The 24,448-nt window shown below is 66.6% G+C and carries 20 protein-coding genes; 7 read left to right on the forward strand and 13 right to left on the reverse strand.

The genetic code is table 11. From position 1 onward, the window contains the following. The first annotated feature begins 151 nt into the window (after nucleotides 1-151). A complete protein-coding gene (locus ABSH63_RS13190) occupies nucleotides 152-2,020 on the forward strand; it encodes a M1 family metallopeptidase (RefSeq protein ID WP_352890339.1) in 1,869 nt (622 codons plus the stop codon). Between the two features lie 472 nt (nucleotides 2,021-2,492). Here the strand turns inward: ABSH63_RS13190 and ABSH63_RS13195 are convergent, their stop codons facing one another. From ABSH63_RS13195 to aceE, 6 genes are all read right to left on the reverse strand, one after another. After that, on the reverse strand, nucleotides 2,493-3,503 hold the full coding sequence (locus ABSH63_RS13195; RefSeq protein WP_352890340.1) for an MBL fold metallo-hydrolase: 1,011 nt from the start codon (nucleotides 3,501-3,503) through the stop codon (nucleotides 2,493-2,495). A gap of 37 nt (nucleotides 3,504-3,540) precedes the next feature. Beyond that, the gene (locus ABSH63_RS13200; protein WP_352890341.1) at nucleotides 3,541-4,140 is read right to left on the reverse strand and encodes a TIGR04211 family SH3 domain-containing protein; all 600 of its coding nucleotides are present in this window, start codon (nucleotides 4,138-4,140) and stop codon (nucleotides 3,541-3,543) included. 70 nt (nucleotides 4,141-4,210) lie between these two features. Further along, complete coding sequence (locus tag ABSH63_RS13205) at nucleotides 4,211-4,651, reverse strand: acyl-CoA thioesterase (protein WP_352890342.1); 441 nt, start codon at nucleotides 4,649-4,651, stop codon at nucleotides 4,211-4,213. Nucleotides 4,652-4,654: 3 nt separating this feature from the next. Then, nucleotides 4,655-4,843, reverse strand: a complete 189-nt coding sequence (locus ABSH63_RS13210) for a hypothetical protein (protein WP_352890343.1) — start codon at nucleotides 4,841-4,843, stop codon at nucleotides 4,655-4,657. A 27-nt stretch (nucleotides 4,844-4,870) separates the two neighbouring features. Then, nucleotides 4,871-6,592, reverse strand: a complete 1,722-nt coding sequence (aceF, locus tag ABSH63_RS13215; RefSeq protein ID WP_352890344.1) for a dihydrolipoyllysine-residue acetyltransferase — start codon at nucleotides 6,590-6,592, stop codon at nucleotides 4,871-4,873. Nucleotides 6,593-6,652: 60 nt separating this feature from the next. After that, nucleotides 6,653-9,328 (reverse strand): pyruvate dehydrogenase (acetyl-transferring), homodimeric type, encoded by a 2,676-nt coding sequence (gene aceE / locus ABSH63_RS13220; protein WP_352890345.1) that lies wholly within the window; start codon nucleotides 9,326-9,328, stop codon nucleotides 6,653-6,655. A gap of 106 nt (nucleotides 9,329-9,434) precedes the next feature. On the opposite strand from aceE, the gene ABSH63_RS13225 reads away from it, so the two are divergent. Both ABSH63_RS13225 and ABSH63_RS13230 read left to right on the forward strand, forming a co-directional pair. Next, nucleotides 9,435-10,328 (forward strand): LysR family transcriptional regulator, encoded by an 894-nt coding sequence (locus tag ABSH63_RS13225; protein WP_352890346.1) that lies wholly within the window; start codon nucleotides 9,435-9,437, stop codon nucleotides 10,326-10,328. Between the two features lie 45 nt (nucleotides 10,329-10,373). Continuing rightward, a complete protein-coding gene (locus ABSH63_RS13230) occupies nucleotides 10,374-12,551 on the forward strand; it encodes an acetyl-CoA hydrolase/transferase C-terminal domain-containing protein (RefSeq protein ID WP_352890347.1) in 2,178 nt (725 codons plus the stop codon). A gap of 1 nt (nucleotide 12,552) precedes the next feature. On the opposite strand, the gene ABSH63_RS13235 is transcribed toward ABSH63_RS13230, so the two are convergent. From ABSH63_RS13235 to rpmH, 7 genes are all read right to left on the reverse strand, one after another. Further along, on the reverse strand, nucleotides 12,553-13,083 hold the full coding sequence (locus ABSH63_RS13235) for an NUDIX domain-containing protein (protein WP_352890348.1): 531 nt from the start codon (nucleotides 13,081-13,083) through the stop codon (nucleotides 12,553-12,555). Nucleotides 13,084-13,127: 44 nt separating this feature from the next. Next, entirely contained in the window at nucleotides 13,128-13,985 is an 858-nt protein-coding gene (locus tag ABSH63_RS13240; protein ID WP_352890349.1) for an alpha/beta hydrolase family protein, read from the reverse strand. Nucleotides 13,986-14,077: 92 nt separating this feature from the next. Then, a complete protein-coding gene (mnmE, locus tag ABSH63_RS13245; protein ID WP_352890383.1) occupies nucleotides 14,078-15,433 on the reverse strand; it encodes a tRNA uridine-5-carboxymethylaminomethyl(34) synthesis GTPase MnmE in 1,356 nt (451 codons plus the stop codon). Nucleotides 15,434-15,516: 83 nt separating this feature from the next. Then, complete coding sequence (yidC, locus tag ABSH63_RS13250; protein ID WP_352890350.1) at nucleotides 15,517-17,199, reverse strand: membrane protein insertase YidC; 1,683 nt, start codon at nucleotides 17,197-17,199, stop codon at nucleotides 15,517-15,519. Between the two features lie 9 nt (nucleotides 17,200-17,208). Further along, nucleotides 17,209-17,487 carry a membrane protein insertion efficiency factor YidD gene (yidD, locus tag ABSH63_RS13255; protein ID WP_352890351.1) on the reverse strand — a complete coding sequence of 93 codons (279 nt, stop codon included), beginning with the start codon at nucleotides 17,485-17,487 and terminating at the stop codon, nucleotides 17,209-17,211. Then, a complete protein-coding gene (gene rnpA, locus ABSH63_RS13260; RefSeq protein WP_352890352.1) occupies nucleotides 17,451-17,804 on the reverse strand; it encodes a ribonuclease P protein component in 354 nt (117 codons plus the stop codon). The genes yidD and rnpA overlap by 37 nt, the downstream gene beginning before the upstream one ends. 19 nt (nucleotides 17,805-17,823) lie before the next feature. Then, entirely contained in the window at nucleotides 17,824-17,961 is a 138-nt protein-coding gene (gene rpmH, locus ABSH63_RS13265) for a 50S ribosomal protein L34 (protein ID WP_352890353.1), read from the reverse strand. Nucleotides 17,962-18,142: 181 nt separating this feature from the next. Here rpmH and dnaA point away from each other — a divergent pair, with 181 nt between their 5' ends. From dnaA to gyrB, 4 genes are all read left to right on the forward strand, one after another. After that, nucleotides 18,143-19,462: a chromosomal replication initiator protein DnaA gene (dnaA, locus tag ABSH63_RS13270; protein ID WP_352890384.1), complete on the forward strand. Its 1,320-nt coding sequence runs from the start codon at nucleotides 18,143-18,145 to the stop codon at nucleotides 19,460-19,462. 238 nt (nucleotides 19,463-19,700) lie between these two features. Beyond that, nucleotides 19,701-20,801, forward strand: coding sequence for a DNA polymerase III subunit beta (gene dnaN, locus ABSH63_RS13275; protein ID WP_352890354.1), 1,101 nt, complete (start codon nucleotides 19,701-19,703; stop codon nucleotides 20,799-20,801). A 10-nt stretch (nucleotides 20,802-20,811) separates the two neighbouring features. Then, nucleotides 20,812-21,891, forward strand: coding sequence for a DNA replication/repair protein RecF (recF, locus tag ABSH63_RS13280; RefSeq protein WP_352890355.1), 1,080 nt, complete (start codon nucleotides 20,812-20,814; stop codon nucleotides 21,889-21,891). A 53-nt stretch (nucleotides 21,892-21,944) separates the two neighbouring features. Beyond that, nucleotides 21,945-24,425, forward strand: a complete 2,481-nt coding sequence (gyrB, locus tag ABSH63_RS13285) for a DNA topoisomerase (ATP-hydrolyzing) subunit B (protein ID WP_352890356.1) — start codon at nucleotides 21,945-21,947, stop codon at nucleotides 24,423-24,425. Nucleotides 24,426-24,448: the final 23 nt, after the last annotated feature.

The following is a 24,448-nucleotide window of genomic DNA, read 5'->3' on the forward strand; positions in this document are numbered from 1 at the left end:
GAGCTGCGTCCAAAGCGCCGAAAATACCCTCACCGTGTCGTCAAATTGGTCATTCCGAAACCAGAAAGCCTCCGCCCGTGCTCCAGGCGCGTCTATCGGCTCGCTGGTGACGGATCCGGGCTAAAGCCGCGCCATGATCCGCACTCTGTGCATGACCGCCACCGCCCTCTTCGCGACCGCCTGTGCCAGCACGGATCGCGCGCCGGCACCGCCCGGTTCCGACGCAGCGCCGGTCGTCGCCGCCGATCCGCATTCCTACGCCAATACCTCGGCCTTCGCCACGCAGCATTTCGTACTCGATCTGAGCGTGGACTTCGAGCGGCGCGTGCTCGCCGGGCATGTGGTGCTGCAGCTCGAACGCCGCGACGCGAGCGCGCGCACCCTGGTGCTCGACACACGCGATCTCGACATCCGCGCGGTCTCGGTAGGGCCGCGCGGCGCGGCGCTGACGCCGACGGCGTTCTCGCTCGATGCGCGCGACCCGATACTCGGCTCGGCGCTGCGCATCGAGCTGCCGCCGTCGGCCGACACCGTGCGCATCGACTACGCGACGCGGCCCGAGGCCTCGGGCCTGCAGTGGCTGAGCGCCGAGCAGACCACCGACAAGCGGCACCCGTTCCTGTTCACGCAGTCGCAGGCGATCCATGCACGCAGTTGGATTCCGCTGCAGGACACGCCGCAGATCCGCAGCAGCTTCGAGGCGCGCATCCGCACGCCGGCACCGCTGCTCGCGGTGATGGCGGCGCAGATGGAGCTCGATCCTACGCGCGACGGCGATTACCACTTCACCATGCCGCAGCCGATTCCGTCATACCTCGTCGCACTCGCCGTCGGCGATCTGCGCTTTCGTCCGATGAGCGCGCGCACCGGAATCTATGCCGAGCCTTCGGTGGTCGAGCGCGCCGCCCAAGAGTTCGAGGACACCGAGGCGATGATGCAGCGCGCGGAGGCGATTTACGGCCCCTATCGCTGGGGCCGCTACGACTTGCTGATCCTGCCGCCGGCGTTCCCCTACGGCGGCATGGAGAACCCGCGGCTGACCTTTGCGACGCCGACGGTGATCGCCGGCGACAAGTCGCTGGTGTCGCTGGTCGCACACGAGCTGGCGCATTCTTGGTCCGGCAACCTGGTGACCAATGCGAGCTGGAACGACTTCTGGCTCAACGAGGGTTTCACCAATCACCTGACCTACCGGATCATGGAGGAGGTCTACGGCGCCGACCGCGGCGCGCAGGAACGCGCGCTCGGTGCCAACGACCTCAAGGAAACGCTCGCGCGGCTGACGCGCGACGACGACAAGACCCTGCTGCCGGATCTCACCGGGCGCGATCCCGACGACAACGTCACCGACGTCCCCTATGAGCGCGGGGCGCTGTTCCTCGCCTATCTCGAAAACCGCTTCGGTCGCGAGACCTTCGATGCCTTCCTGCGCAAGTGGTTCGATGCGCATGCCTTCCAGAGCGTGACCACACCGCAGTTCATCGCCTTTCTCGAACGCGAGCTGCTGCAGCCGAATCCCGGCGTCGTGACCGCGGCGCAGATCGACGCCTGGCTGCGCTCGCCGACGATGCCGGCCGACACGCTGTGGCCGCAGTCGCAGGCTTTCGCGCAGGTGGATGCCGCACGCGGCGTGTTTCTCGCCGGCGGCGATCCGGCGCAACTCGCAGTCGGCGGCTGGAGCACGCGCCAGTGGCAGTACTTCCTCGACGGCATGCCCGAGCGGCTCGACGCCGCGCAGTTGCAGGCCCTCGATGCGGCTTTCGATCTGTCGAACGGCCGCAACGCGGCGATCGCGGCGCGCTGGTTCTGCATCGTCGCGCGCAATGCCTATGCGCCGGCGTATGCGGCGATGGAGCGGCACCTCAAGTCGATCGGGCGCATGCTGTTGATCGTGCCGGTGTACCGCGAGCTGGCGAAGACGCCTTCTGGCAGCGCGTTGGCGCGGCGCATCTATGACGAGGCGCGCGCCGGCTACCACCCGATCGCACGCGACGCGATCGCCCAAGTGCTGTCACTTTGAGATCTGTCTCACAGCGTCCCCCGCATCGGGGGGTGCGCGCGCACGGCTCGCCGGTTCATGCTGGCGGCGTCCCTCTTTCCGGCTTGACCCATGGACGACGCGGCGCGGCACCGAAACGAAGTGTTGACCCACGTGCGCGAGCTGGTGGCCGCCATCGAGCGGGCGACGACCGGGCTTGCGCCCGGTCCGCGCCGGCTGCTCATCGGTGTCGAAGCGTTCTGGGAAGCCAGCTATCGCCGGCGTGAGGCGCTTCGCGGCCTGATCGAACGGGCCGACGCGCTCCAGGCGCGCGAGCGCCTCGCGCGCTGCGGCCACGTGCTCGAACGCATGTTTGCGCTCGAGCTGCGCGCCTGCGGGCTGGCGCGCGCGGAGTCGCTGGCCGCGGACCTGGCGCCGGAGATCGGCGCCGTCGTCCGCGCCGAGCGCCTCGCCGGTCAGCGTCTGCCGGCGCTGCGGCGGCGGCTGATCGGCTTCATCGAGAGCCGGACCGGTCTGCCGGCGCTGTGGTCGGCGTGGACGGTGGCTTGCGCGCCGGCACGACCGCGAACGGCTGCGCCAGCACCGGCGTGCGCACGCGCAGCGCCGGACGGCGTGCGAGCGCATCGAGCAGCGGCTTCAGGTTGACCGCGATCGGCATCGGCCGTAGCGGCTCATCCAATGGCCGGGTGAAATCGTCCCAGTGCGTGAGCACGACCTCGCGCGCTTCGAGCGGATCGACCACGGCGCGCACATAGGCCTCGGCATCGCCGACCAGCGCCGCGCCGAGCAGCACCGTATCGGCGCGCACGGCGTCGAGCGCCCCGGCCACGTAGCCTGCACTGCCGTGATGTAGCACGCTGCCCAGGCGATGCTCGACCAGAATCGAGTAGGTGCCGCCCTGGCGGTAGTCGAGATAGCGCGCCGGCGGACGCAGCGGCGCGTCGATCTCGCCGGTGGGCGCACCCCCGGTGGCACCGGCGTGGCGGCTTTCGATGAAGCGCACAAAAAACGGCCCCAGCGACAGCGCGGCGCCGTCGCTGGCGTCGCGCAGCTGCGCCGCTGCCAGCCCGGCGCCGCGACCGATCTGCAGCGTGCTCGGCGAGCCGGCGAGCACGGCGCCCGTGCGGCGCGCGACCACGCCGGCGTCCATCGCATGGTCGTAGTGCGAGTGCGAGACCAGCACGGCGTGCAGGCGGTCGATGCCAGCGCGCGCGAGCCACTGCGCGATGCGCGCCTCGTCCGGTGCGATCGACGCGTTCTGCACGAGCGGCCAGTAACCCGGCGGCCGGGTGAAGAAGGGGTCGATCATCAAGGCATCATCGCCGTGGCGGATCAAGACCGCGGTGACGCCGAACCAGGTCACGCTCAGCGTATCGATACCCGCTGCGACTTCAGCCTCGACCGGTTGCACGTGCTCGGCGAGACGCCGCGCGTCCGCGGCCGGTCGCCACAGCAGCAGCCAGACGCAAAGGCCGGCGGCGCCGAGCAGCAGCGCCGCCAGCATGGCGGCAGTGAGGCGGCGCGCGCGCACGTCGTCGTGTCTAGAAATCGCCCCAGCGGCGACGGCGATGGCTGCGCAGGATCCACGGCAGGATCAGCCCGAACAGCGTGCCGACGCCGACCAGCCCCGCGCCGGTGAGCATGGTGCGGCGCCGCGCCTTGTGTTCGTTGAAGCGCCGCTCGGCGTCTTCGGCACTGCGCTGCAGCGCCTCGATCTGCGCACGCAGCCTATCGTTCTCGCCCGCCAATTCGAGCGCCGGACGCGCCTCGGCGAGTGCGGACTGGGCGTCGCCGAGCTGGCTTTCGAGTTCGCGAATGCGCTGGCGCGCCGTGGTGAGTTCGCGACGCACCTGGTCGAGCACATCGCGCGCCGCTGGCTCCTCGGTGAGGTAGCGCGCGGTGACCCAGGCCTCGCGGCCATCTTCGGTGCGGATGCGCGCGAAGCTCTGCTCCCCGAGCGATTCGAGCAGGGTGACGCGATCGCCGCTCTTGATCGTGCCGAGATAGGTGGCGTCGTTGCGCGGACCGTCACGCAGCGTGAGGGTGATCTCGTCGCTGACGTACCGCGTGCGTTCCTGGGCGTGCGCGGATGTGACCAGGACCGACAGACAAAGCAAAGCGCAAGGGATGGGGGATTTCATGGCCGGGGGAGTCTAGCAACGCATCCCCGTGCGCAAAACCCGCCACGCGCACATCGGCTTCAGCAGCGATTCAGGCGCTCTGCGCGTGATGCCAGCCAGCGTGGTCGATCTGCGCGTCGATACCCGCGAGGATCGCGGCACGGATCGCGGGCGGCACCGGCGTCTTGCCGTGCGCATCGATCATCACGTAAACGGTCTCCGAACGTGCGAGCAGGGCGTCCGCGCCGGCGCGGCGGAATTCGCAGGCGATCGAGAACGAACTGTTGCCGACGTGCAGACCGCGCACCGTCACTTCGAGCACATCGTCGAAGCGCGCCGGCGATTTCCATTCGGTGGTCTGCTTGACGAGCTGATAGTCGAAACTGCCGTCGACCAGGGCCTCGCCGAAACCAAGCGCGCGCAGGTATTCGGTGACGGCCAGATCGGTGTAGTCACCGTAGCGCGCGTTGAACACGACCTTCTGCGCGTCGCATTCACCGTAGCGCACGCGCAGGTAGTAGCGGAAGGCCACGACTCAGTGCACCTTGCGCGACTTGCCGGCGAGACGTTCGGCGTCGGCTCTGGCCTTGACCCCGCCGGCGTGGGTATCGCGCGGACCGCGGCCGCCGAAGCGCCACGGCTGCGGCTTGCTCAGCGGCTGTTTGAACGCGCTCTTCTTCGGCGCCGGCTTGGTCGATTGCGGCGGCTCGTTCTTCGTGCTCATGCGAAGATCCTCGATGGACGGCGCATTCTAGAGCAGCAGCAGCCGCACGTCGGCGAGCAAGCGGCTCAAGTGCACGATGAAGCGCGCCGCATAGGCGCCGTCGATCACACGATGATCGTAGGACAGCGACAGGGGGCACAGCAGGCGCGGCTGGAAGGTCTTGCCGTCCCACACCGGTTTGATTTCGGCTTTCGACACACCGAGGATGCCCACTTCCGGCGCATTGACGATCGGCGTGAAGTAGCCGCCGCCGATGCCGCCGAGCGAGGAGATCGAAAAGCAGCCGCCCTTCATCTCGTCGGGCTTGAGTTTTCCGTCGCGCGCCTTCTTGGCGAGCGCGGCGCATTCGGCGGACAGCTCGGCGATGCCCTTACCCCAGACATCGCGCACCACCGGCACGACCAAGCCATTGGGCGTGTCGGCGGCAAAACCGATATGACAGTACTGCTTCATCACCAGGCTCTCGCCGTCGGCCGAGAGCGAAGCGTTGAACTCGGGGAAGGCTTTGAGCGCGCAGGCGACCGCTTTCATCAGGATCGGCAGCAGGGTCAGCTTGGGCCCGCCCGATGCGGCGAGCTCCGCGCTCTGCTGCTTGCGAAAGGCCTCGAGCTCGGTGATGTCGGCGTCGATCGTCTGGGTGACGTGCGGGATGTTGAGCCAGGCGCGCGACAGATGCGCGGCCGATAGCTTGCGGATGCGTGCCAGCGGCTTGGTCTCGACGGCGCCGAACAGCGCGAAGTCCACCGCCGGAATCGGCGGAATGCCCGTGCCGCCGGTGCTGCTTGGCGCAGCGCCCTTGGCGGATGAAGCCAGGCGCGTCTTGACGAAGGCCTGCACGTCCTCGATGAGGATGCGTCCGCGCGGACCGCTGCCTTTGAGCTGCGCGAGATCGACACCGAGTTCGCGGGCGAACTTGCGCGTCGCCGGGCCGGCGTACGGGGGCGCGGGATCCGGGAGGGCATCCGCCGGGCTCATGCCTGCGCGACCGCTCGACGATGACGCGTTCGCCAGGGCCAGCGATGACGCGCGGTCGGCGCGAGTCTCGCGAGCGCCGGGCCGCGGGCCGGACGACGAACTCGGCTGCACCAGGGGCGGCACAGCTTGGGTCCGTTCAGGAACCGGTCGTGCGTTGTCTCCCGCGTCCTCCCCGCTCGCCGAGGTTTCCAGCACACACACCGCATCGCCTTGCGACACCTTGTCGCCGAGCTTGAGCCTGAGGTCACGCACGGTGCCGGATGCCGGCGACGGAACTTCCATCGTCGCCTTGTCGGATTCGAGCACCAAGAGCGGTTGGTCTTTCTCGACCGCATCGCCATCGGCGACGAGCACGTCGATCACCGGAACGCCGGTGTAGTCGCCGATGTCCGGAATCTTCACCTCGACGCGGACGCTGCTCATCGGTGTCGCGGACGATGCCGGCGGCGCGCCGCGCTGCGCGTTGCGCTCGGCTTGCGCTGGCGTTGACGGGGGCTGCGCTGCGGATGGGGCCTGTGGCGCGGCTGCCCGCGTCTCTTCGCCCTCGAGTTCGCAGATCACGGTGCCCTTCGACACCTTGTCGCCGACTTTGAGTCTGAGACCACGGACCGTGCCCGCCGCCGGCGAGGGCACTTCCATCGTCGCCTTGTCGGATTCGAGCACCAAGAGCGGTTGATCCTTTTGGACGTGCTCACCGTCGGCGACGAGCACGTCGATGACCGGCACGTCGTCATAACCGCCGATGTCCGGAACCTTCACCTCGGTTTTGTTCATGCCTGATACCCCCGCAAAGGCTTGCGTGCCGGAAGCTCGTGTGTCATCGGCAGGCGCCGTTCAGCTCACCCAGGGCGCGCTGCGGTTCGGCTTGATGCCGTAGATCTTGATTGCCTGGGTCACGCGCTCGGCCGGCACGCGCCCGAGCTCGGCAAGGGCCTTGAGCGCCTTGACGACGATCCAGCGGCGGTCGATCTCGAAGAAGTCGCGCAGCGCCGGGCGGTTATCGGAGCGGCCGAAGCCGTCGGTGCCGAGCACGTGGTAGGGCATGGGCACGTAGGGCCGGATCTGTTCGGCATGGGCGCGGATCCAATCGGTCGATGCGATCGCCGGCCCGGTCATGCCGCCGAGGCATTCCTGCACATAGCTCTTGCGCGGCTCGTCCTCGGGGTGCAGCAGATTCCAGCGTTCCACGTCGCGGCCGTCGCGCGCCAGTTCGCTGAAGCTCGGCACGCTCCAGACATCGCTGGTCACGCCCCATTCCTCCTTGAGCAGATCGGCGGCGGCGATGACCTCGCGCAGGATCGAGCCGGAGCCGAGCAGTTGCACATGCGCCACGGCCGCCCGTGCTTCCGAGCGCAGCAGGTACATGCCGCGGAGGATGCCCTTCTCGACGCCCGGCGGCATCGATGGATGTGCGTAATTCTCGTTATAAAGCGTGATGTAGTAGTAATGATCACGATGCTCGACATACATCTCGCGCATGCCGTGCTGCAGGATCACCGCGAGCTCGTAGGCATAGGCCGGGTCATAGGCGCGGCAGTTCGGCACCATCGCCGCCATCACCTGCGAATGCCCGTCCTGGTGCTGCAGGCCCTCGCCGTTGAGCGTGGTGCGGCCGGCGGTCGCGCCGAGCAGAAAGCCGCGTGCGCGCATGTCGCCGGCGGCGTAGGCCAGGTCGGCGACGCGCTGGAAGCCGAACATCGAGTAGTAGATGTAGAACGGCAGCAGCGAGATGCCATGGTTGGCATAGCTCGTCGCCGCGGCGATCCATGACGACATCGCGCCGGCCTCGGTGATACCCTCCTCCAGCACCTGGCCCTTGATGTCCTCCTTGTAGAACGCGAGCTGGTCGGCGTCTTCCGGGTTGTACTTCTGGCCGACGACCGAGTAGATGCCGAGCGAGCGGAACATGCCTTCCATGCCAAAGGTGCGCGCCTCATCCGGCACGATCGGCACCACGCGCTGACCGATGGCTTTGTCGCGGCACAGCATCTGCAACAGTTGCACGAAGGCCATCGTCGTCGAGATCTCGCGCTCGCCGGAGCCCTGCAGGATCTTGTCGAAGGCCGACAGCGGCGGAATCTCCAGCGTCTCGTTGTTGGGCCGACGCTGCGGCAGAAAACCGCCGAGCTGTGCGCGACGTTCTTTCAGATAGCGGATTTCCGGAGAATCCTCCGGTGGGCGGTAGAACGGCGTGTTGGCGATCTGGTCGTCGGAGATCGGAATGCGGAAACGGTCGCGGAAGGCCTTGAGCGCTTCCTCGCCCATTTTCTTTTGTTGGTGCGTGATGTTCTGGCCTTCGCCGGCCTCGCCCATGCCGTAGCCCTTCACGGTCTTGGCCAGAATCACCGTCGGTGAGCCGGTGTGTTTCGACGCTGCCGCGTAGGCCGCGTAGATCTTGTGCGGGTCGTGGCCGCCGCGATTCAGGCGCGCGATGTCCTCGTCGGACATCGTGCTGACCAGCCGCTGCAGCTCGGGGTACTTGCCGAAGAAATGTTCGCGCGTGTACTTGCCGCCCTTGGCCTTGTAGCTCTGGTACTCGCCGTCCACGGTCTCGTTGAAGGCCTGCAGCAGCTTGCCGGAGCCGTCCTGGGCGATCAGCGCGTCCCACAATCCGCCCCAGATCACCTTGATGACGTTCCAGCCGGCGCCGCGGAATACGCCTTCGAGTTCCTGGATGATCTTGCCGTTGCCGCGCACCGGACCGTCCAGGCGCTGCAGATTGCAATTGACGACGAAGATCAGATTGTCGAGCTGCTCGCGGGCGGCGATGTCGATCGCGCCCAGCGACTCGGGCTCGTCCATTTCACCGTCGCCGCAGAAGCACCAGACCTTGCGGCCGCTCATGTCTTTGATGCCGCGGTTGTGCAGGTACTTCATCAGGCGAGCCTGGTAGATCGCCATGATCGGTCCGAGGCCCATCGACACGGTCGCGAACTGCCAGAAATCCGGCATCAGCCACGGGTGCGGATAGCTCGACAGTCCCGGCTGCAGCGCCTCCATGCGAAAACGCTGCAACTGCGCCTCGCTCAGGCGCCCTTCGAGAAACGCGCGCGCATAGATACCCGGGGTGCAATGCCCCTGGATGTAGACCAGATCGGCACCCAGCGGGTGGTCCGGTCCTTTCCAGAAATGATTGAAGCCGACGTCGTAGAGCGTCGCCGCCGACGCGAAGCTGGCGATGTGGCCGCCGATGCCGGCGTGCTCGCGGTTGGCGTTGACCACCATCGCCATCGCGTTCCAGCGAATGATCGAGCGGATCTTCCATTCGAGCGCGTGATCGCCCGGCGAGCGTTCTTCGAGGTGCGGCGGAATGGTGTTGATGTACGCAGTGTTGGCCGAGTACGGAATGTGCATGCCGCTGCGGCGCGCCTTCTCGGTCAAGGTCTCCAGCAAGTAGTGCACGCGCTCGGGGCCGGCGTGCTCCAGCACGGCCTGCAGCGCATCGAGCCACTCTCGGGTTTCTTGCGGATCGGCGTCCGGCAACGCCGTCGTCGGTAAGGCTTGATTCACGGCGGACTCCTCCACGCGGCACGCTAACGGCATGACTGTAGACCTGCGTCCATTCATACGTCCAATATATGAATAATGATCAATTCATCTGTTTAAGATATCGATCATGGAGCTGCGGCATCTGCGCTACTTCGTCGCCGTCGCCGAAACGCGCCATTTCACGCGCGCGGCGCGTGCGCTGGGCATCGGCCAGCCGCCGCTGTCGCAACAGATCCAGGCGCTGGAGCGCGAGCTCGGCACGCCGCTGTTCTTGCGCAAGCCGCGGGCCGTCACGCTGACCGCCGCCGGCGAGGCCCTGCTGGTGGATGCGCGTCGCATCCTGCGCGATGCCGAACGCGCCGCCGAACACGTGCGCCGCGTCGCACGCGGCGAGTCCGGGCGCCTGCGCGTCGGCATGATCAACTCCGCGCCCTTCCACCCGCTGATTCCGCGCGTGATCCGCGAGTACCGCCGGACCTACCCGCAGGTCGCACTGACCCTCGACGAGGGCCCGACGCCGACGCTGGCCGCAGCGGTGCGCGACGACGTGCTCGACGTCGCCTTCGTCCGGCCGCTGCTCGACAGCGAGCCCGACCTTGCGAGCGAAGTCGTCGCCGACGAGGACATGGTCGTCGCCCTGCCGAGCGGCCATCCGCTGGCGCGGCGTGCGGTGGTGCCGCTGCTGGCGCTGTCGATCGAACCTTTCGTGCTGTTCCCGCGCGCCGTCGGCGCCGGGCTGCACGACGAGATCCTCGGCGCCTGCCGTGCCGCGGGCTTTTCTCCGCGCATCGTGCAGGAGGCTTCGCAGGTGACCTCGATCGTCAATCTCGTCGCTGCCGGCCTGGGCGTGTCGATCGTGCCGGCGTCGATGCAGCAGATCCACGGCGACGGCGTCGCCTATCGGCCGATCCGCAAGCCGACGCCCAAAGCCCGGCTGTCGCTGATCTTTCGCGACGGCGACCGCCATGCGGTGCAGCTCGCGCAACTGCTCGCATTGACGCGCAGGCTGGCGCGCGGCTGATCTGCGGATAAGCTGTGCGTCGCATCCGCTGCGGGAGTACGACGCATGGCGAGCAAACCCGAGCGCGTCGACGACGTCGAACGCGCCGTCGATCGCATCCTCGAGACCGTCGGCCGAAAGATCGTGCTGGGGCTGCCGCTGGGCTTGGGTAAACCGGTCGAGCTGGTCAATGCGCTGTACCGGCGGGCGCAGCGGGATGCGTCGATCAGCTTGCGCATCCTCACCGCCTTGTCGCTGGAAAAGCCGTTCGGCTCCAGCCGCATCGAACAGGCCTTCCTCGATCCTTTCGTCGCGCGCGTGTTCGCCGGCGTGCCGGATTTGCTCTATGTGCGGGATCTGCGTGAGAACAAGCTGCCCGCGAACGTCGAGATCTGCGAGTTCTACTTTCGGCCGGGCTCCATGCTCGGCAACCCTCATGCGCAGATGCGCTACGTCAGCAGCAACTACACGCACGCGGCGCGCGACGTGTTCGAACAGGGCTGCAATGTCGTCGCGCAGCTGGTGTGCAGGCGTGGCGAGAACGCGGACGAACGGTTGAGCCTGTCGTGCAATCCCGACACCGGGCCCGAGCTGTTGCGGATGCTGCGGGCGAGCGGGCGCGAGCACATGGCGATCGCGCTGGTGAACCAGAACCTGCCGTACATGGCGCACGATGCCGAAGTCGCTCCGGCGGAATTCGATCTCATCATCGACGATCCGCGCTACAGCAGCGCGCTGTTCCCGACACCGAAGATGGCGGTGACCACGCCCGACTATCACATCGGCCTGTACGCGAGCAGCCTGGTGCGGGACGGTGGCACGCTGCAGCTCGGCATCGGCAGCCTGGGCGATGCCATCGTCTACGCACTGATCCAGCGTCACGCGCGCAACGCGAGCTATCGCGCCGCACTCGATGCGATCGGCGCCTTGCAGCGGCATGGCGCGCTGATCGAGCGCATCGGCGGCGCCTCTGGCTTCGAGCAGGGTCTGTACGGCGCCACCGAGATGTTCGTCGACGGCTTCTGGCAGCTCATGCGCGCCGGCATCCTCAAGCGTCGCGTCTACGACTTTTGGTCGCTGCAGGAATTGATCAACGGCGGCGACTGCGATCCCAACGCACTGACGCCGGCGGTGCTCGACGGCTTCGAGCGCCTCGGCGTGCGCGTGCTCCGCGGCAAGGATTTCGACGTGCTGCAGCACCACGGCCTGTTCCGCGACGACACGCGCTACGACGAGGGTCACTTGATCGCCCCCGATGGCGAACGCGTGATCGCCAACGTCGCCGATCCGGCCGCGCGCGCGGTGATGGCGCGCTGCCTCGGCCGGCGCCTGCGCAACGGCATCGTGCTGCACGCTGGTTTCTTCCTGGGACCCTCCGACTTCTACGCGGGCCTGCGCGAGATGAGCCAGGCCGAGCGCGACACGATCTGCATGACCGGCGTCGACAAGACCAACCAGCTCGATTTCAATCCTCGCCTGTACCGCGCGCAGCGCCGCGACGCGCGATTCATCAACAGCGGCATGATGGCGACGTTGTCCGGCGCCGTGTGCTCGGACGGTCTCGACAACGGCCAGGTCGTCTCCGGCGTCGGCGGCCAGTACAACTTCATCGCGCAGGCGCACCAGATTCCGGGCGGGCGCTCGATCCTGATGGTGCGCTCGACACGCGAAGACAGCGCCGGCCGCGTCACCAGCAACATCGTCTTCAACTACGGCCACCTGACGATTCCGCGCCACCTGCGCGACATCGTCATCACCGAGTACGGCATCGCCGATCTGCGCTCGCGGACCGACGCCGAGGTCGCCAAGGCCATGATCGGCATCGCCGATTCACGCTTCCAGCGCGAGCTGCTCGCACAGGCGCAGCGTGCGGGCAAGATCGAGCGCGGCTGGACGATTCCCGAGCCCTTTTGCGACAACACGCCGGAGCGACTGGAGCGTCAGCTCGGCGCGCTGCGCTCCGCATCGGCGGATCACGATCCGTATCCCGCGTTCCCGTTCGGCTGCGACTTCACCGACGAGGAACTCGTGCTCGGCAAGGCGCTGAAAACCATCGCGCGTCAGGCCAAGACTACGCCGAAGTGGAAGCTGCTGACGACAGCGCTCATGCGCTCGCTCCGCGGCACGCCGGAGGCGATGCGACCCTATCTCAGACGCGTCGGCCTCGACCAGCCGGCGTCAATGCAGGATCGCGTGGCGCGTGCGCTGCTGTTCGACGCGCTGCGGGCCGAGGGTTCGTTTTGAATCAAGCCTTGCGTCTCGCCGGCATCTCGATCGGCTGCGGGTCGAAGCCACGCGAGAGAAGCCAGTCGCGCAGTGCGAAGCCAGTCGCGGCCGGCCAGTAGCGCGCCTTCTCGGGTGGCACGCGGATGTATTCGGCGAGTTCTTCGCCGAGGCGGATCTCGCCGCGCGCGGGCACGTGGTAGGCGATGATCAACTGGTTCATGCGCTCGAAGCTGTAGTGGCCGATCAGCGTCGCGGTCTCGCCCTTGAGCCCGAGTTCTTCCTCGACCTCGCGCAGCACCGCTTCGTGCGGAAGCTCGTTGCGTTCGAGAAAGCCGGTGACCAGGCCGAAGAAACGGTGGGTCCACAGCTTGTTACGCGCCAGCACCACCTCGCCGTCGTGCTCGACCACGGCGGCGACGACCGGCGTCGGGTTGTCCCACCAGACGAAGCCGCATTGCGCATCGGCGCAGGCCTGGCGCGCGAAGCCGCCTTCGGTGCGGGTCTGCAGGGGTTGGGCGCAACGCGGGCAGTAGCGGTAGATCGTGGTCATGCGGCGGTCTCGATGTCGCCGGCATGTTAGCCGCGTTGGCCCGCTCAGCGCAGGTCGTTGCGCTGCATCCAGTCCATGGCCACGGCGACCAGTTCACCGATGCGTGGATCGGACGTACCCTGCAGGTGACCGCCGGGCTCGTCGATGCGCTCGACGCGCGCATCGGAGGCCTGCAAGGCCGACCACAGGGTCTCGGTCGCGTGTGCCGGAATCAGCTCGTCGTCGCCGGCGACGATCATGAGCGCGCGCTGGTGCGCCCCGAGCCGCGGCGCGTAACGCTCCGGCGCCGGCAGCCGCAAGCCCCAGGTCAGCAGATTGGCGAAGCCCTGGGCCGGCCAACGCATCCAGGCATGGCCGGCACGTCCCGCAGCCCGCGCGAGCTGATGTCCGATCACCCGCCGGATCTCGCCGAAGCCGTGCACGATCACCAGGCCCGGCAAATCCAGCTCCACCGCCGAGATCGTCGCGAATGGCGCGCCGAGACTGGCACCGACGATGGTGATGCGCGCACCATCGATGTCGGCGCGCGCGCGAAGATGCGCGCTCAGATGACGGATGCCCTCGAAGGTCTCGTCGATGCCGCGCGCCATCGCCGGGATGTGGCGCAGCGTGCCGGGAAACTCGAAATCGCGCGGTGGATCGAAAGGGTAGTCGAAACTCGCCGCGGCGATCGGCAAGTCCTGCGGTACCGCGTCGAGCACCGTCGCCGCGCCACGCAAACCGCCGAACAGCATCACCGCCGGCAGTGGGCCGTCCGGGTGCATCGGCCGCCGGATCTCGATGCGGATCTCGCGACCACTGGCGAGCGCGAGGTCGATGCGCTCGACCACGCGCGCGGATACCGCCGGCGCCGACATCAAGAGCGCCAGCGTCAGTACGACGTCAGCCCGGCGGCGCCACATCGCTCGCCTGCGCACGCACGTCGAGCGCCCGCGCCCGCGCAATGCTGCGGGGAAGAAGGTCGGTGAGTTCTCCGGCACGCATGCAGGCGAGCTTACTTGCCGATGCAAAAGCGCGAGAACACGGCGCCGAGCAGATCCTCGCTGGTCACCCGGCCGGTGATTTCGCCGAGCGCCTCGTGGGCCAGCCGCAGTTCCTCGGCGGCGAGCTCGGCGTTCGCGCCTTCGCCGAGTCGCGCTTTTGCAGCGGAAACGAAGCCGAGCGTGCGCCGCAGCGCATCGACATGACGGGCACGCGCCGAGAAGGCGGTCTCGGTGCGCTCATCGAATCCGGCGAGGCGGTGCAGTTCGCGGATCAGGAGCTCGATGCCGGCACCGGTGGCTGCCGACAGATGCAGATGGACCAGCCCGTCGCGCTCGGCGCGTGCCGGGACAAGACCATGCAGATCGCATTTGTTGTGTACGACGATGCGCAGCAGGTCCGCGCGCAGGTCCCGCAGCAGGGCCTCGTCGGCCGCATCGAGGCACTCTCCGGCATCGCTGACGAACAACACCAGCTCGGCGCGATCCTGCGCCGCGCGCGCGCGCCGCACACCTTCACGCTCGACCGCGTCTTCGGTCTCGCGCAGCCCGGCCGTGTCGATCAGCGTCAGCGGCAGGCCATCGAGATCGATGTGCTCGCGCAGCACGTCGCGCGTCGTGCCGGCGATGTCCGTGACGATCGCGACCTCGGCGCCGGCGAGGCGGTTGAGCAGTGTCGACTTGCCGACGTTGGGCCGGCCGGCGAGGGCGACGACGAAACCGTCGCGCAGGCGTCGACCGCGACCGCTGTCGGCGAGCAATCGTTGCAGGTCCTCGCACAGCGCTTGGATGCGCGCGTGCAGGGTCGCGTCGGCGAGCCAGTCGATGTCTTCGTCCGCGAAGTCGAGTGCGCCTTCGACGTGAACCCTGAGCTCGAGCAGCGTATCCGCGAGCGCTCGCACGCGTTGCGACAGCGCGCCGTCGAGCGAGCGCTGCGCGGCGCGCACCGCGGCGCGGCTGCCGGCATCGATCAGATCGGCAATCGCCTCGGCTTGTGCGAGGTCGATGCGGTCGTTGAGAAACGCGCGCTCGGAGAACTCGCCCGGGCGGGCGACGCGGGCGCCGTGGCCACAGGCGGCATCGACCAGCCATTGCAGGACGACGGGACCGCCGTGGGCATGCAGTTCGACCACATCCTCGCCAGTGAATGAGGCGGGTGCGGGAAAACACAGCACCAGTCCCTGGTCGATGGTTGCGCCTTGGGCGTCGCGCAGGCGCCGCAGCGCGGCCATCCGTGGCGCCGGCAGGCGGCCGGCGATGCGCGCGGCGATCGCAAACGCCTGCGGACCGGACAAGCGCACGACACCGATGCCGCCGCGACCGGCCGCGGTGGCGATGGCGACGATCGTGTCGGTGGTGTTCACCCGGATATCGTTTGCCCGCCGTCCATGGCGCGACAGTGTGCCATCGCGTCCGCAGACGATGACGTCCATCATCGTCTAGACGCTACTGCTCACCGCTTGGCCGTCTTCGCCGCTTCTTCGCGGTCCAGCTTGCGCATGATGTACCACTGCTGCGCGATGCCGATCAGATTCGACGTGAACCAGTAGAGCACGAGGCCCGACTGAAAGAACGCGAAGAAGGCCGTGAGCATGATCGGCATGATGTTCATGATCTTCTGCTGCATCGGGTCCATGACCTGCTGGCCCGAGAGCTTCTGCTGCACGAACATCGACACGCCGAACAGCACCGGCAGCACGAAGTACGGATCCGGCGAAGTCAGGTCCTGCAGCCACAGCGCGAACGGCGCCTGGCGCAGCTCCACCGATTCGAGCAGCACCCAGTACAGAGCGATGAACACCGGGAACTGCACCAAGAGCGGCCAGCAACCGGCGAGCGGGTTGAAACCTTCCTTCTTGTACAAGTCCATCATCGCCTTTTGCAGGCGTTCGCGGTCGTCGCCGTAGCGCTCCTTGATGTCCTGGATCTTCGGCGCGAATTTCCTCATCTTCGCCATCGAGCGGTACTGCGCTTCCGACAGCTTGTACATCGCCGCCTTGACCAGCAGCGTGAGCAGGATAATCGCCACGCCCCAGTTGCCGGTCAGCGCGTGAAACTTGTCGAGCAGCCAGAACAACGGCTCGGAGATCGGCGTGAGGATGCCGTAGTCCAGCGTCAGGTCGAATCCGGGCGCGATCTTGGTGACGCGGTCCTGCAGTTTGGGGCCGAGATACAGGCCGGTTTCGAAGCGCGCGCTGGCGCCGGGCTCGATGGTCTTTGCCTGACCGACCACCTGCGCCATGAAGCTCTGGCCCGACGCCGGCCTGGCGACGAAGGTCGCGACCTGATCTTGCGGCGGCAGGATGGCCGCGACGAAGTAGTGCTGCAGCATCGCGATCCAGCCACCGGTCTGGCGTCGCTCGTAGGCATCTTCGGCGAGGTCTTCGAGCGCAGTCTTCTTGAAGCGGTAGCTGCCTGCGACATCCTTTTGCTCGTAGAAGCCGACACCGGTGAACGTGGCGACGAACGGCGGTTCGTCTCCGGCCTTGAACGGCGTGCGCACCAGGCGCGCGTAGGGGCTGGCAACCACGGGTGTATCGCCGCGGTTGTCGAACTCGTGAATCAAATCGACGCGGTAATCGCCGCGATGAAAGCGGTAGATCTTGCGCGCGAGGTAACCGGGCGCGGCGTTTACCAGCACCACGTCCAGATGCGCGGCGCCGTCGGCGAGACGGTAGTCCTGCTGGTCGGCGGTGAAACGCGAATGGTGCGTGACCAAGGCCTCCTGCGTGCCGGCCAGGCCGCTCTGCAGCACAAACAGGCGTCCGGCGCGATCGTCGAGCAAGGCCAGCGGCGTATCCGGCTGATCCTTGGACACCGGATAACCCGGCAGTTCCAGGCGCCGTAGCTCGCCGCCATCGAGGCTGATCTCGGCGCGCAGCACATCGGTCTGGACGCGCACGCGCGCAGCGTTCGCGGCGCGGCCGTCGGCGACGTCTGGAGTATCGGCCTGCAGTTGCGCGGTCGGCACGTCGGCCGGCGTTGCGGCAGTTACGCCGGCCTGGCTCGGCAGCACCGGCGCCGCGGTCTCGGACGACGGTGCTGGAGGCACTGCGTAATCCTTCTGCCAGGCCTGATACATGAAGAACAGGACGACGCCGAGCAGCGCGATCAGGATGAAGCGACGGTTTTCCATGGGCAGGGTTCAGGCGTGGCGGTGATCGTCATGCGAGCAGGCGATGCCGCCGCGTTCTTCGGGCAGCGGATCGTAACCGCCGGGTTGGAGCGGATGACAACGGGCGAGCCGGCGCACAGCGAGCCAGATCCCGCGCCAGGGTCCGAAGCGCTGGATCGCTTCGAGCGCATACTGCGAACAGCTCGGGTAGAAGCGGCAGCGCGGGCCGAACAGCGGACTGAGCAGCCGCTGGTAGCCGCGAATCAGAGCGGTCAGGAGCGAGGTGACGAGGCCGCGATGCGAGTCCACAGGCGCTCCAGGCTATGGTCGAGTTCGGCGGCGCTGAGCTCGGCGCAGCCGCTTCGCGCGAGGATCACCACGTCGACCGCCGGCAGGCACGGCTGGTGTGCACGGAAACTTTCGCGGATCTTGCGTTTGATGCGGTTGCGCTGCGTGGCCAAACCCACGGCTTTCTTGGCGATGGCCAGGCCCAGCCGCGGATGACCGAGGGTGTTTGCGCTGACCGCCGCCGTCAGCCAGCGCTCGTGGTGACGCTTGCCGGTACTGAGCGTGGCCTGGAACTCGCCGGGCTTGGTCAGGCGGGCGCGCCGCGGAAAGCGCGCCATGGGTCACGGGTGATCGCGCTTAAGGCACGAGACGCTTGCGGCCCTTGGCGCGGCGGCGGGCCAGCACCTGGCGGCCTGCCTTGGTCGCCATGCGCGCGCGGAATCCGTGCGTGCGCTTACGGCGCAGTTTCTTGGGTTGATAGGTGCGCTTGGACATGACATCACCCGCCGGTCTCGACTTCTCAAAAGGGCGCGGAGTTTAGCGGGCGGCCCGGATGCGTTCAAGCCAGCGCCTGCGCTGGCTGTGGATAAGCCGCAACCGAAGTCTTAGACTGCGGGGCCGACGTGCCGGTCGCGGCGTGTCGGCCATGACTCGTGTTCCTTCGACAAGCACCCGCATGTATCAAGAGGATCTTTGGGCGCAGTCCGTGCGTTGGCTGGAAGGTGAGCTACCGGACAAGGACGTCAATACCTGGCTGCGCCCCCTGCACGCGGTGCTGGGCGAGGGTCGCCTGTTGCTTTTGGCGCCGAATCGTCTGGTGCTCGATCGCGTGCGCGATGAGTTTCTTGCCAAGATCGAGCACGCCGTACGGGTCGTCCACGGCGCCGACGCACCCAAGGTCGAACTCGGCGTCGGAGCCGCGGAGTCTCGTCCAGCCAATGGCGTGGCCAGCTCGGACGAGCCGACCAGCGCGCCGGTGTCGGGCAAGCTCAATCCCGATTACACCTTCGGCAATTTCATCGAGGGCAAGTCGAATGCGCACGCGCGCGCCGCGGCGCAGCACGTCGTCGAGACGCCGGGCGGGGCCTACAACCCGCTGCTGATCTACGGCGCCTCGGGTCTTGGCAAGACGCACTTGATGCACGCGGTTGGCAACGCCATCGTCGCACGCAATCCGCGTGCGCGCATCGCTTATCTGGGCGCCGAGCAGTGGATGAACCACTTCACCGCAGCGATCCGGCACGGCCGCACCGAGGAGTTCAAGCATTTGTACCGTTCGGTGGATGCGCTGCTGATCGACGACATCCACTTCTTCGCGCACAAGGAACGCACCCAGGAGGAGTTCTTCCACACGTTCAACGCACTGATCGACGCGCGCAAGCAGATCGTGCTGACCTCCGATCGCTACCCCAAGGAGATCGATGGCGTCGACGAGCGGCTCAAATCGCGCTTCACCTGGGGCCTGTCGGTCGCCGTCGAGCCGCCGGACCTGGAAACGCGCATGGCGATTTTGATCGCCAAGGCCGAAGCCAACCGGGTTCAGCTCCCCCGGGAAGTCGCGTTGTTCGTCGCCCAGCGGGTGCGCTCGAACGTGCGCGAACTCGAAGGCGCGTTGCTGCGCCTGACGGCGAGCTCGCGTCTGCGCGGCGAGGCGCTGACCGTCGAGTTCGCGCGCAACACGCTCAAGGACCTGCTCGCGGCCTACGAGCGCTTGGTCACCATCGACAACATCAAGCGCACGGTCGCGAGCTACTACAACATCCGCGTCGGCGACCTGAACTCGCCGCGACGCACGCGTTCGCTGGCGCGACCCCGGCAGGTGGCGATGGCCCTGGCCAAGGAACTCACCCAGCACAGCCTGCCCGAGATCGGCGAGGCGTTCGGCAAGGATCACACCACTGTGTTGCACGCCTGCCGCAAAGTCAGTGCGCTGCGGCAAACGGACCTGAAGATCCGGGAGGATTACGAGAATCTGCAGCGCCAACTGGGGGCTTGAAACGCTGTGGGAGCGCCGTTTGACGAGCAGCGGAACGCGCGTTGAATGAGCTGTGGACAGAATCGCTCCAAAGCTTATGCACAACCGATGCGGCGCGCCGCACACTCCAAAAAGATCCGAGTGTTGTTGCGTTAGATGCTGTTTTCAATGGAGTTTTTGAACTTGTTCAGTGCAGGACGGGTGCCGTACTTCTGCTGTAACTGATAGTTGATCAGAGAACCGAGGACGTGATGAGCTCATGAAACTGCAAGCCGGAAGAAACGAATTGCTGTCGGCCTTGACGGCGGTCATCGGTGTGGTGGAGCGCCGACAAACCCTGCCCGTGCTATCGAACGTCCTGCTCGAAGTCCAAGAGGACGAACTGGTCGTGACCGCCACCGATCTGGAGATCGAGCTCCAGGCGCGGGCGCGTGTGCAGAATCTCGCGCCCGGCAGAGCCACGGTACCGGCACGCAAGCTGTTCGACATCTGTCGCGGTTTACCCGAGGGCGCCGAACTCAACATCGAGGCGGGCGGCGACAAGGCCGTGCTCAAATCCGGCCGCAGCCGTTACTCGCTCGCCGGCCTTCGTGCGGAGGAGTTTCCGGCGATGGGCCGGGCCGATGACGGCCAGTCGCTCACACTCCCGCGCCGGGAGCTCAAGACTCTGATCGAGAAGACGCACTTCGCGATGGCGCAGCAGGACGTGCGCTACTACCTCAACGGTATGCTGCTCGAGGTGGCGCCGCAGCGGGTGCGCACGGTCGCCACCGACGGTCACCGTCTGGCGCTGAGCGAACGGGAACGGCAGACCGGGTGGAGTCAGCGCAGTCAGGTCATCGTGCCGCGCAAGGCGGTGCTGGAACTCCTGCGCCTGCTCGACAGCAGCGAGGAGGCGGTGCAGATCAAACTCAGCACTGGACAGATCGAGGTCGATCTCGACGGGGTGCGATTGACGTCCAAGCTCATCGACGGTCGCTTTCCGGACTACGAGCGCGTGATCCCGGAAACCGGGGACAAGCGCCTCGAGGCCGATCGCGAAACGGTGCGTCGCGCACTGATGCGAACGGCGATCCTGTCCAATGAAAAGTTCCGCGGCGTGCGTCTTAGTATCGATGGCGACAGGCTCAACCTGCAGACCCACAATCCCGAGCATGAGGAGGCCGAGGAGGAACTGGAGGTGAGCTTCGAGGGTTCGGCGATCGAGATTGGGTTCAATGTGAACTACCTGCTCGATGCCCTTGGTGCCCTCGACGGTGACCGCTTCGTGATGGAATTGAAGAATGCGGATTCAAGCGGGTTGATTCACGGTGCGGGCGATCGCACGAGCAAGTATGTCGTGATGCCGATGCGCCTGTGAACGTGAGGTCATGATGCGGTTGCTTCAGCTTCGCGCTGAGAACTACCGCCTGTTTCACGAGCTGAGCCTGCAGCCCCGGTGCAGGCTCAGTTTCGTTTTCGGCGCCAATGCCGCAGGCAAGACCAGCCTGCTCGAAGCGATCTACACGCTCTCGCGCGGCAAATCGTTTCGTGGCAGCGCGCAGGCCGAACTCGCCGGCAGTGTCGGGCGTCATTGGCGGGTGACCGGCCGTGTCGCCACGAACGAAGACGCACCGACGCATCATCTGGGCGTGCAATGGCAGGACGGGATGACCCGGTTGCGCCTCGACGGGCGTGAGGCCACCAGCCTGGATTTGCTGGATGCGCTGATCGTGCAGATTCTTGAACCGGGCATGCACCGCATGCTGCAGGACGGCCCGACCTACCGCCGCAGCTTTCTCGACTGGGGTGTGTTCCACGTGGAACCGTCGTTCTTGCCGACGTGGCGGCGCTATCGGCGAGCACTGCGTCAGCGCAATCAAGTGCTACGGCAAACAGGCAGTGATCGCCAGTTGGCGGTTTGGGAACCGGAGTTGGCGGCCAGTGGCGAACGCTTGACGGAGCTGCGCCGACAACACATCGATGCGCTGGGCCCCGCCGTCGCGGCCCGTCTGGCGCGCTTGTTCGACGAGGGGCCCTGGCAATTCGAATTGCAGCCCGGCTGGCCGCAAGGACTGACACTCGCCGAGGCCCTGGTGCGCGGGCGCGACCAAGACCGTCGCCATGGCGCGACGCAGATGGGTCCACATCGGGCGGAGGTCCGCATCCGGGTGAACGATCGCGGCATCAAGCACCGCATCAGCCGCGGTCAGCAGAAGTTGCTGATCGCCGCGATGCTGCTGGCGCAGAGCGAGGCCGTCGCCGAGGCTGCCGGTCGATATCCCATCCTGCTCGTCGACGATTTCGGTGCCGAACTGGCCGAGCGCTATCAGACGGCCTTGCTCAAGGAACTGCAACACTATCCGGGACAGGTGATCGCGACTGCATTCGAGCGTAGTGGAGTGCTGCGGCACATCGACGACGCGTCGATGTTCCACGTGGAACGTGGCGTGCTACGAGCTCTCGATTGACCGTCCAGCGGCGTCGGCCAGAGCCTCGTTGAATGGTAAAATCCCGGATTCACATGCGGTTCACGACCATGACGCCGAAATCCAACGCCGCTGCCTACGACGAATCCAGCATCCAACAACTCGAAGGTCTGGAAGCGGTGCGCAAGCGGCCGGGGATGTATATCGGCGACACCTCGGACGGCACCGGCTTGCATCACATGGTCTTCGAGGTCGTGGACAACGCCGTCGACGAGGCCTTGGCCGGCCATTGTGACGACATCGCGGTCACCATTCACATCGACAACTCGATCTCCGTGATCGACAACGGCCGCGGAATTCCGGTCGGCATCAAGTTCGACGACAAGCACGAGCCCAAGCGCAGCGCCGCCGAGATCGTCATGTGCGTGTTGCACGCCGGCGGCAAGTTCAATCAGAACAGCTACAAAGTCTCCGGCGGTTTGCACGGCGTCGGCGTGTCCTGTGTCAACGCCTTGTCGGAATGGCTCAAGCTCACGGTGCGCCGTGACGGCAAAAAGCATTTCATGGAGTTCCGCCGCGGCAATCCCGTCGATCGCGTGGTCGAGATTCAGAACGGTGTCGCGGTCTCGCCGCTGAGAATCGTCGGCGACACCGACCAGCGCGGCACCGAGGTGCACTTTCTGGCGGACCCGGCGATCTTCGGCAAGATCGAGTACCACTATGAGGTGCTGGCCAAGCGTCTGCGTGAGCTGTCCTTCCTCAACAACGGTGTGCGCATCCGCCTGATCGACGAGCGTTCCGGCAAACAGGAGGACTTTGCGTTTGCCGGCGGCGTGCGCGGGTTCGTCGAGTACATCAACCGCTCCAAGACGGTGCTGCACCCGACGGTGTTCCATGCGAGCGGGGTCTCCCGAGTTCCGGTCGGTTCCGGTGAACCGGTGCCGGTGACCGTCGAGGTCGCGATGCAGTGGAACGACAGCTATGCCGAGCAGGTGCTGTGTTTCACCAACAACATTCCGCAGTCGGACGGCGGCACCCATCTGACCGGACTGCGCGCGGCGATGACGCGCGTGATCAACAAGTTCATCGACGAAAACGAGTTCGCGAAGAAGGCCAAGGTCGACATCAGCGGCGACGACATGCGCGAAGGCTTGGTTTGCGTGCTGTCGGTGAAGATGCCCGATCCGAAGTTCTCGTCGCAGACCAAGATGAAGCTGGTGTCGAGCGAAGCGCGGCCGGCGGTCGAAGAGGTCGTCGCCGAGAAGCTGGCCGAGTTCCTGCTGGAACGACCCAACGAAGCCAAGACCATCTGTAGCAAGATCGTCGAGGCAGCCGCCGCGCGCGAGGCCGCGCGCAAGGCGCGCGAGATGACGCGACGCAAGGGGGTCATGGATGGCATCGGCCTGCCCGGCAAGCTCGCCGACTGTCAGGAGAAGGACCCGGCCAAGTCCGAGCTGTTCTTGGTCGAGGGCGACTCGGCCGGCGGTTCCGCCAAGCAGGGCCGTGACCGCCAGTTCCAGGCGATCCTGCCGCTGAAGGGCAAGATCCTCAACGTCGAGCGTGCCAGGCTTGAAAAAATGCTTTCAAGTCAAGAAGTTGCAACGCTCATCACGGCGCTCGGCTGCGGCATCGGCAAGGACGATTTCAAGCTGGAGAAGCTGCGCTACCACCGCATCATCATCATGACCGACGCCGACGTCGACGGCGCGCACATCCGCACACTGCTGCTGACCTTCTTCTACCGGCACATGTACACGCTGATCGAGCGTGGCCACGTCTATATCGCGCAACCACCGCTGTACAAACTCAAGTCCGGCAAGTCCGAGACCTACGTCAAGGATGACCGCGAGCTCGAACAATGGTTGCTCGGCTGCGCCCTGGACGGCGCCGCGCTCGGCGAGTTGGCGCCCAGCGCGTTCGAGCACCTGGTGCGCGAATACGCGGCGACCGGCGACGTGATCCAGCGTTTGTCGCGGCGCTACGACGGCCATGTGCTGGGCACCTTGGCGCGGCTCGCTCCGCTGCCCATGAACGATGCCGACGACCTCGCGGCCTGGGCAGGGCGTTACCAGCAGGCCCTCGACGGCGAGGGCCATCGCGGCCGCTATGTGGTGCAGGCACGCCTCGGCGCCGAAGGGCCACGATTGGAAATCGAGCATCGCCTGCACGGCAACGTCCAGCGCTATCACTTCAACAGTGATTTCTTCGCGGGTCCCGAATACGGCCGCATCGCCGCGCTGCGCAACGAGATCGCGCGCGCAATGCCGGGGCCTGCCGTCGTGCGGCGCGGCGAGCGCAGTGCCGAGGTGACCGACTTCGACGCCGCCTATGCCTGGCTGCTCGCGGAGGCGCGTCGCGGCTTGCACGTGCAGCGCTACAAGGGTCTGGGCGAAATGAATCCGGAGCAGTTGCGTGAGACCACGCTCGATCCCAAGAACCGGCGCCTGATCAAGGTCGATGTCGAGGACGCCGTCGCCGCCGATCAGATCTTCACGACGCTGATGGGCGAACAGGTCGAGCCGCGCCGCGAGTTCATCGAGAAGAACGCACTGCTGGTCGGCAATCTCGACCTGTGAGGCAAGGCCCCGCGTGACGACGG

Origin of the sequence: Sinimarinibacterium thermocellulolyticum, from assembly GCF_040327995.1 — a bacterium.
GTDB lineage: Bacteria > Pseudomonadota > Gammaproteobacteria > Nevskiales > Nevskiaceae > Solimonas > Solimonas thermocellulolyticum.

What these genes read in the sequence shown, in the direction of transcription:
- ABSH63_RS13190 (WP_352890339.1), top strand. Translation starts at nt 152, where the DNA reads ATGACCGCCACCGCCCTCTTCGCGACCGCCTGTGCCAGCACGGATCGC.
- ABSH63_RS13195 (WP_352890340.1), bottom strand. Translation starts at nt 3,503, where the DNA reads ATGCTGGCGGCGCTGCTGCTCGGCGCCGCCGGCCTTTGCGTCTGGCTG.
- ABSH63_RS13200 (WP_352890341.1), bottom strand. Translation starts at nt 4,140, where the DNA reads ATGAAATCCCCCATCCCTTGCGCTTTGCTTTGTCTGTCGGTCCTGGTC.
- ABSH63_RS13210 (WP_352890343.1), bottom strand. Translation starts at nt 4,843, where the DNA reads ATGAGCACGAAGAACGAGCCGCCGCAATCGACCAAGCCGGCGCCGAAG.
- aceF (WP_352890344.1), bottom strand. Translation starts at nt 6,592, where the DNA reads ATGAACAAAACCGAGGTGAAGGTTCCGGACATCGGCGGTTATGACGAC.
- ABSH63_RS13225 (WP_352890346.1), top strand. Translation starts at nt 9,435, where the DNA reads ATGGAGCTGCGGCATCTGCGCTACTTCGTCGCCGTCGCCGAAACGCGC.
- ABSH63_RS13230 (WP_352890347.1), top strand. Translation starts at nt 10,374, where the DNA reads ATGGCGAGCAAACCCGAGCGCGTCGACGACGTCGAACGCGCCGTCGAT.
- ABSH63_RS13235 (WP_352890348.1), bottom strand. Translation starts at nt 13,083, where the DNA reads ATGACCACGATCTACCGCTACTGCCCGCGTTGCGCCCAACCCCTGCAG.
- ABSH63_RS13240 (WP_352890349.1), bottom strand. Translation starts at nt 13,985, where the DNA reads ATGTGGCGCCGCCGGGCTGACGTCGTACTGACGCTGGCGCTCTTGATG.
- yidC (WP_352890350.1), bottom strand. Translation starts at nt 17,199, where the DNA reads ATGGAAAACCGTCGCTTCATCCTGATCGCGCTGCTCGGCGTCGTCCTG.
- rnpA (WP_352890352.1), bottom strand. Translation starts at nt 17,804, where the DNA reads ATGGCGCGCTTTCCGCGGCGCGCCCGCCTGACCAAGCCCGGCGAGTTC.
- rpmH (WP_352890353.1), bottom strand. Translation starts at nt 17,961, where the DNA reads ATGTCCAAGCGCACCTATCAACCCAAGAAACTGCGCCGTAAGCGCACG.
- dnaA (WP_352890384.1), top strand. Translation starts at nt 18,143, where the DNA reads ATGTATCAAGAGGATCTTTGGGCGCAGTCCGTGCGTTGGCTGGAAGGT.
- dnaN (WP_352890354.1), top strand. Translation starts at nt 19,701, where the DNA reads ATGAAACTGCAAGCCGGAAGAAACGAATTGCTGTCGGCCTTGACGGCG.
- recF (WP_352890355.1), top strand. Translation starts at nt 20,812, where the DNA reads ATGATGCGGTTGCTTCAGCTTCGCGCTGAGAACTACCGCCTGTTTCAC.
- gyrB (WP_352890356.1), top strand. Translation starts at nt 21,945, where the DNA reads ATGCGGTTCACGACCATGACGCCGAAATCCAACGCCGCTGCCTACGAC.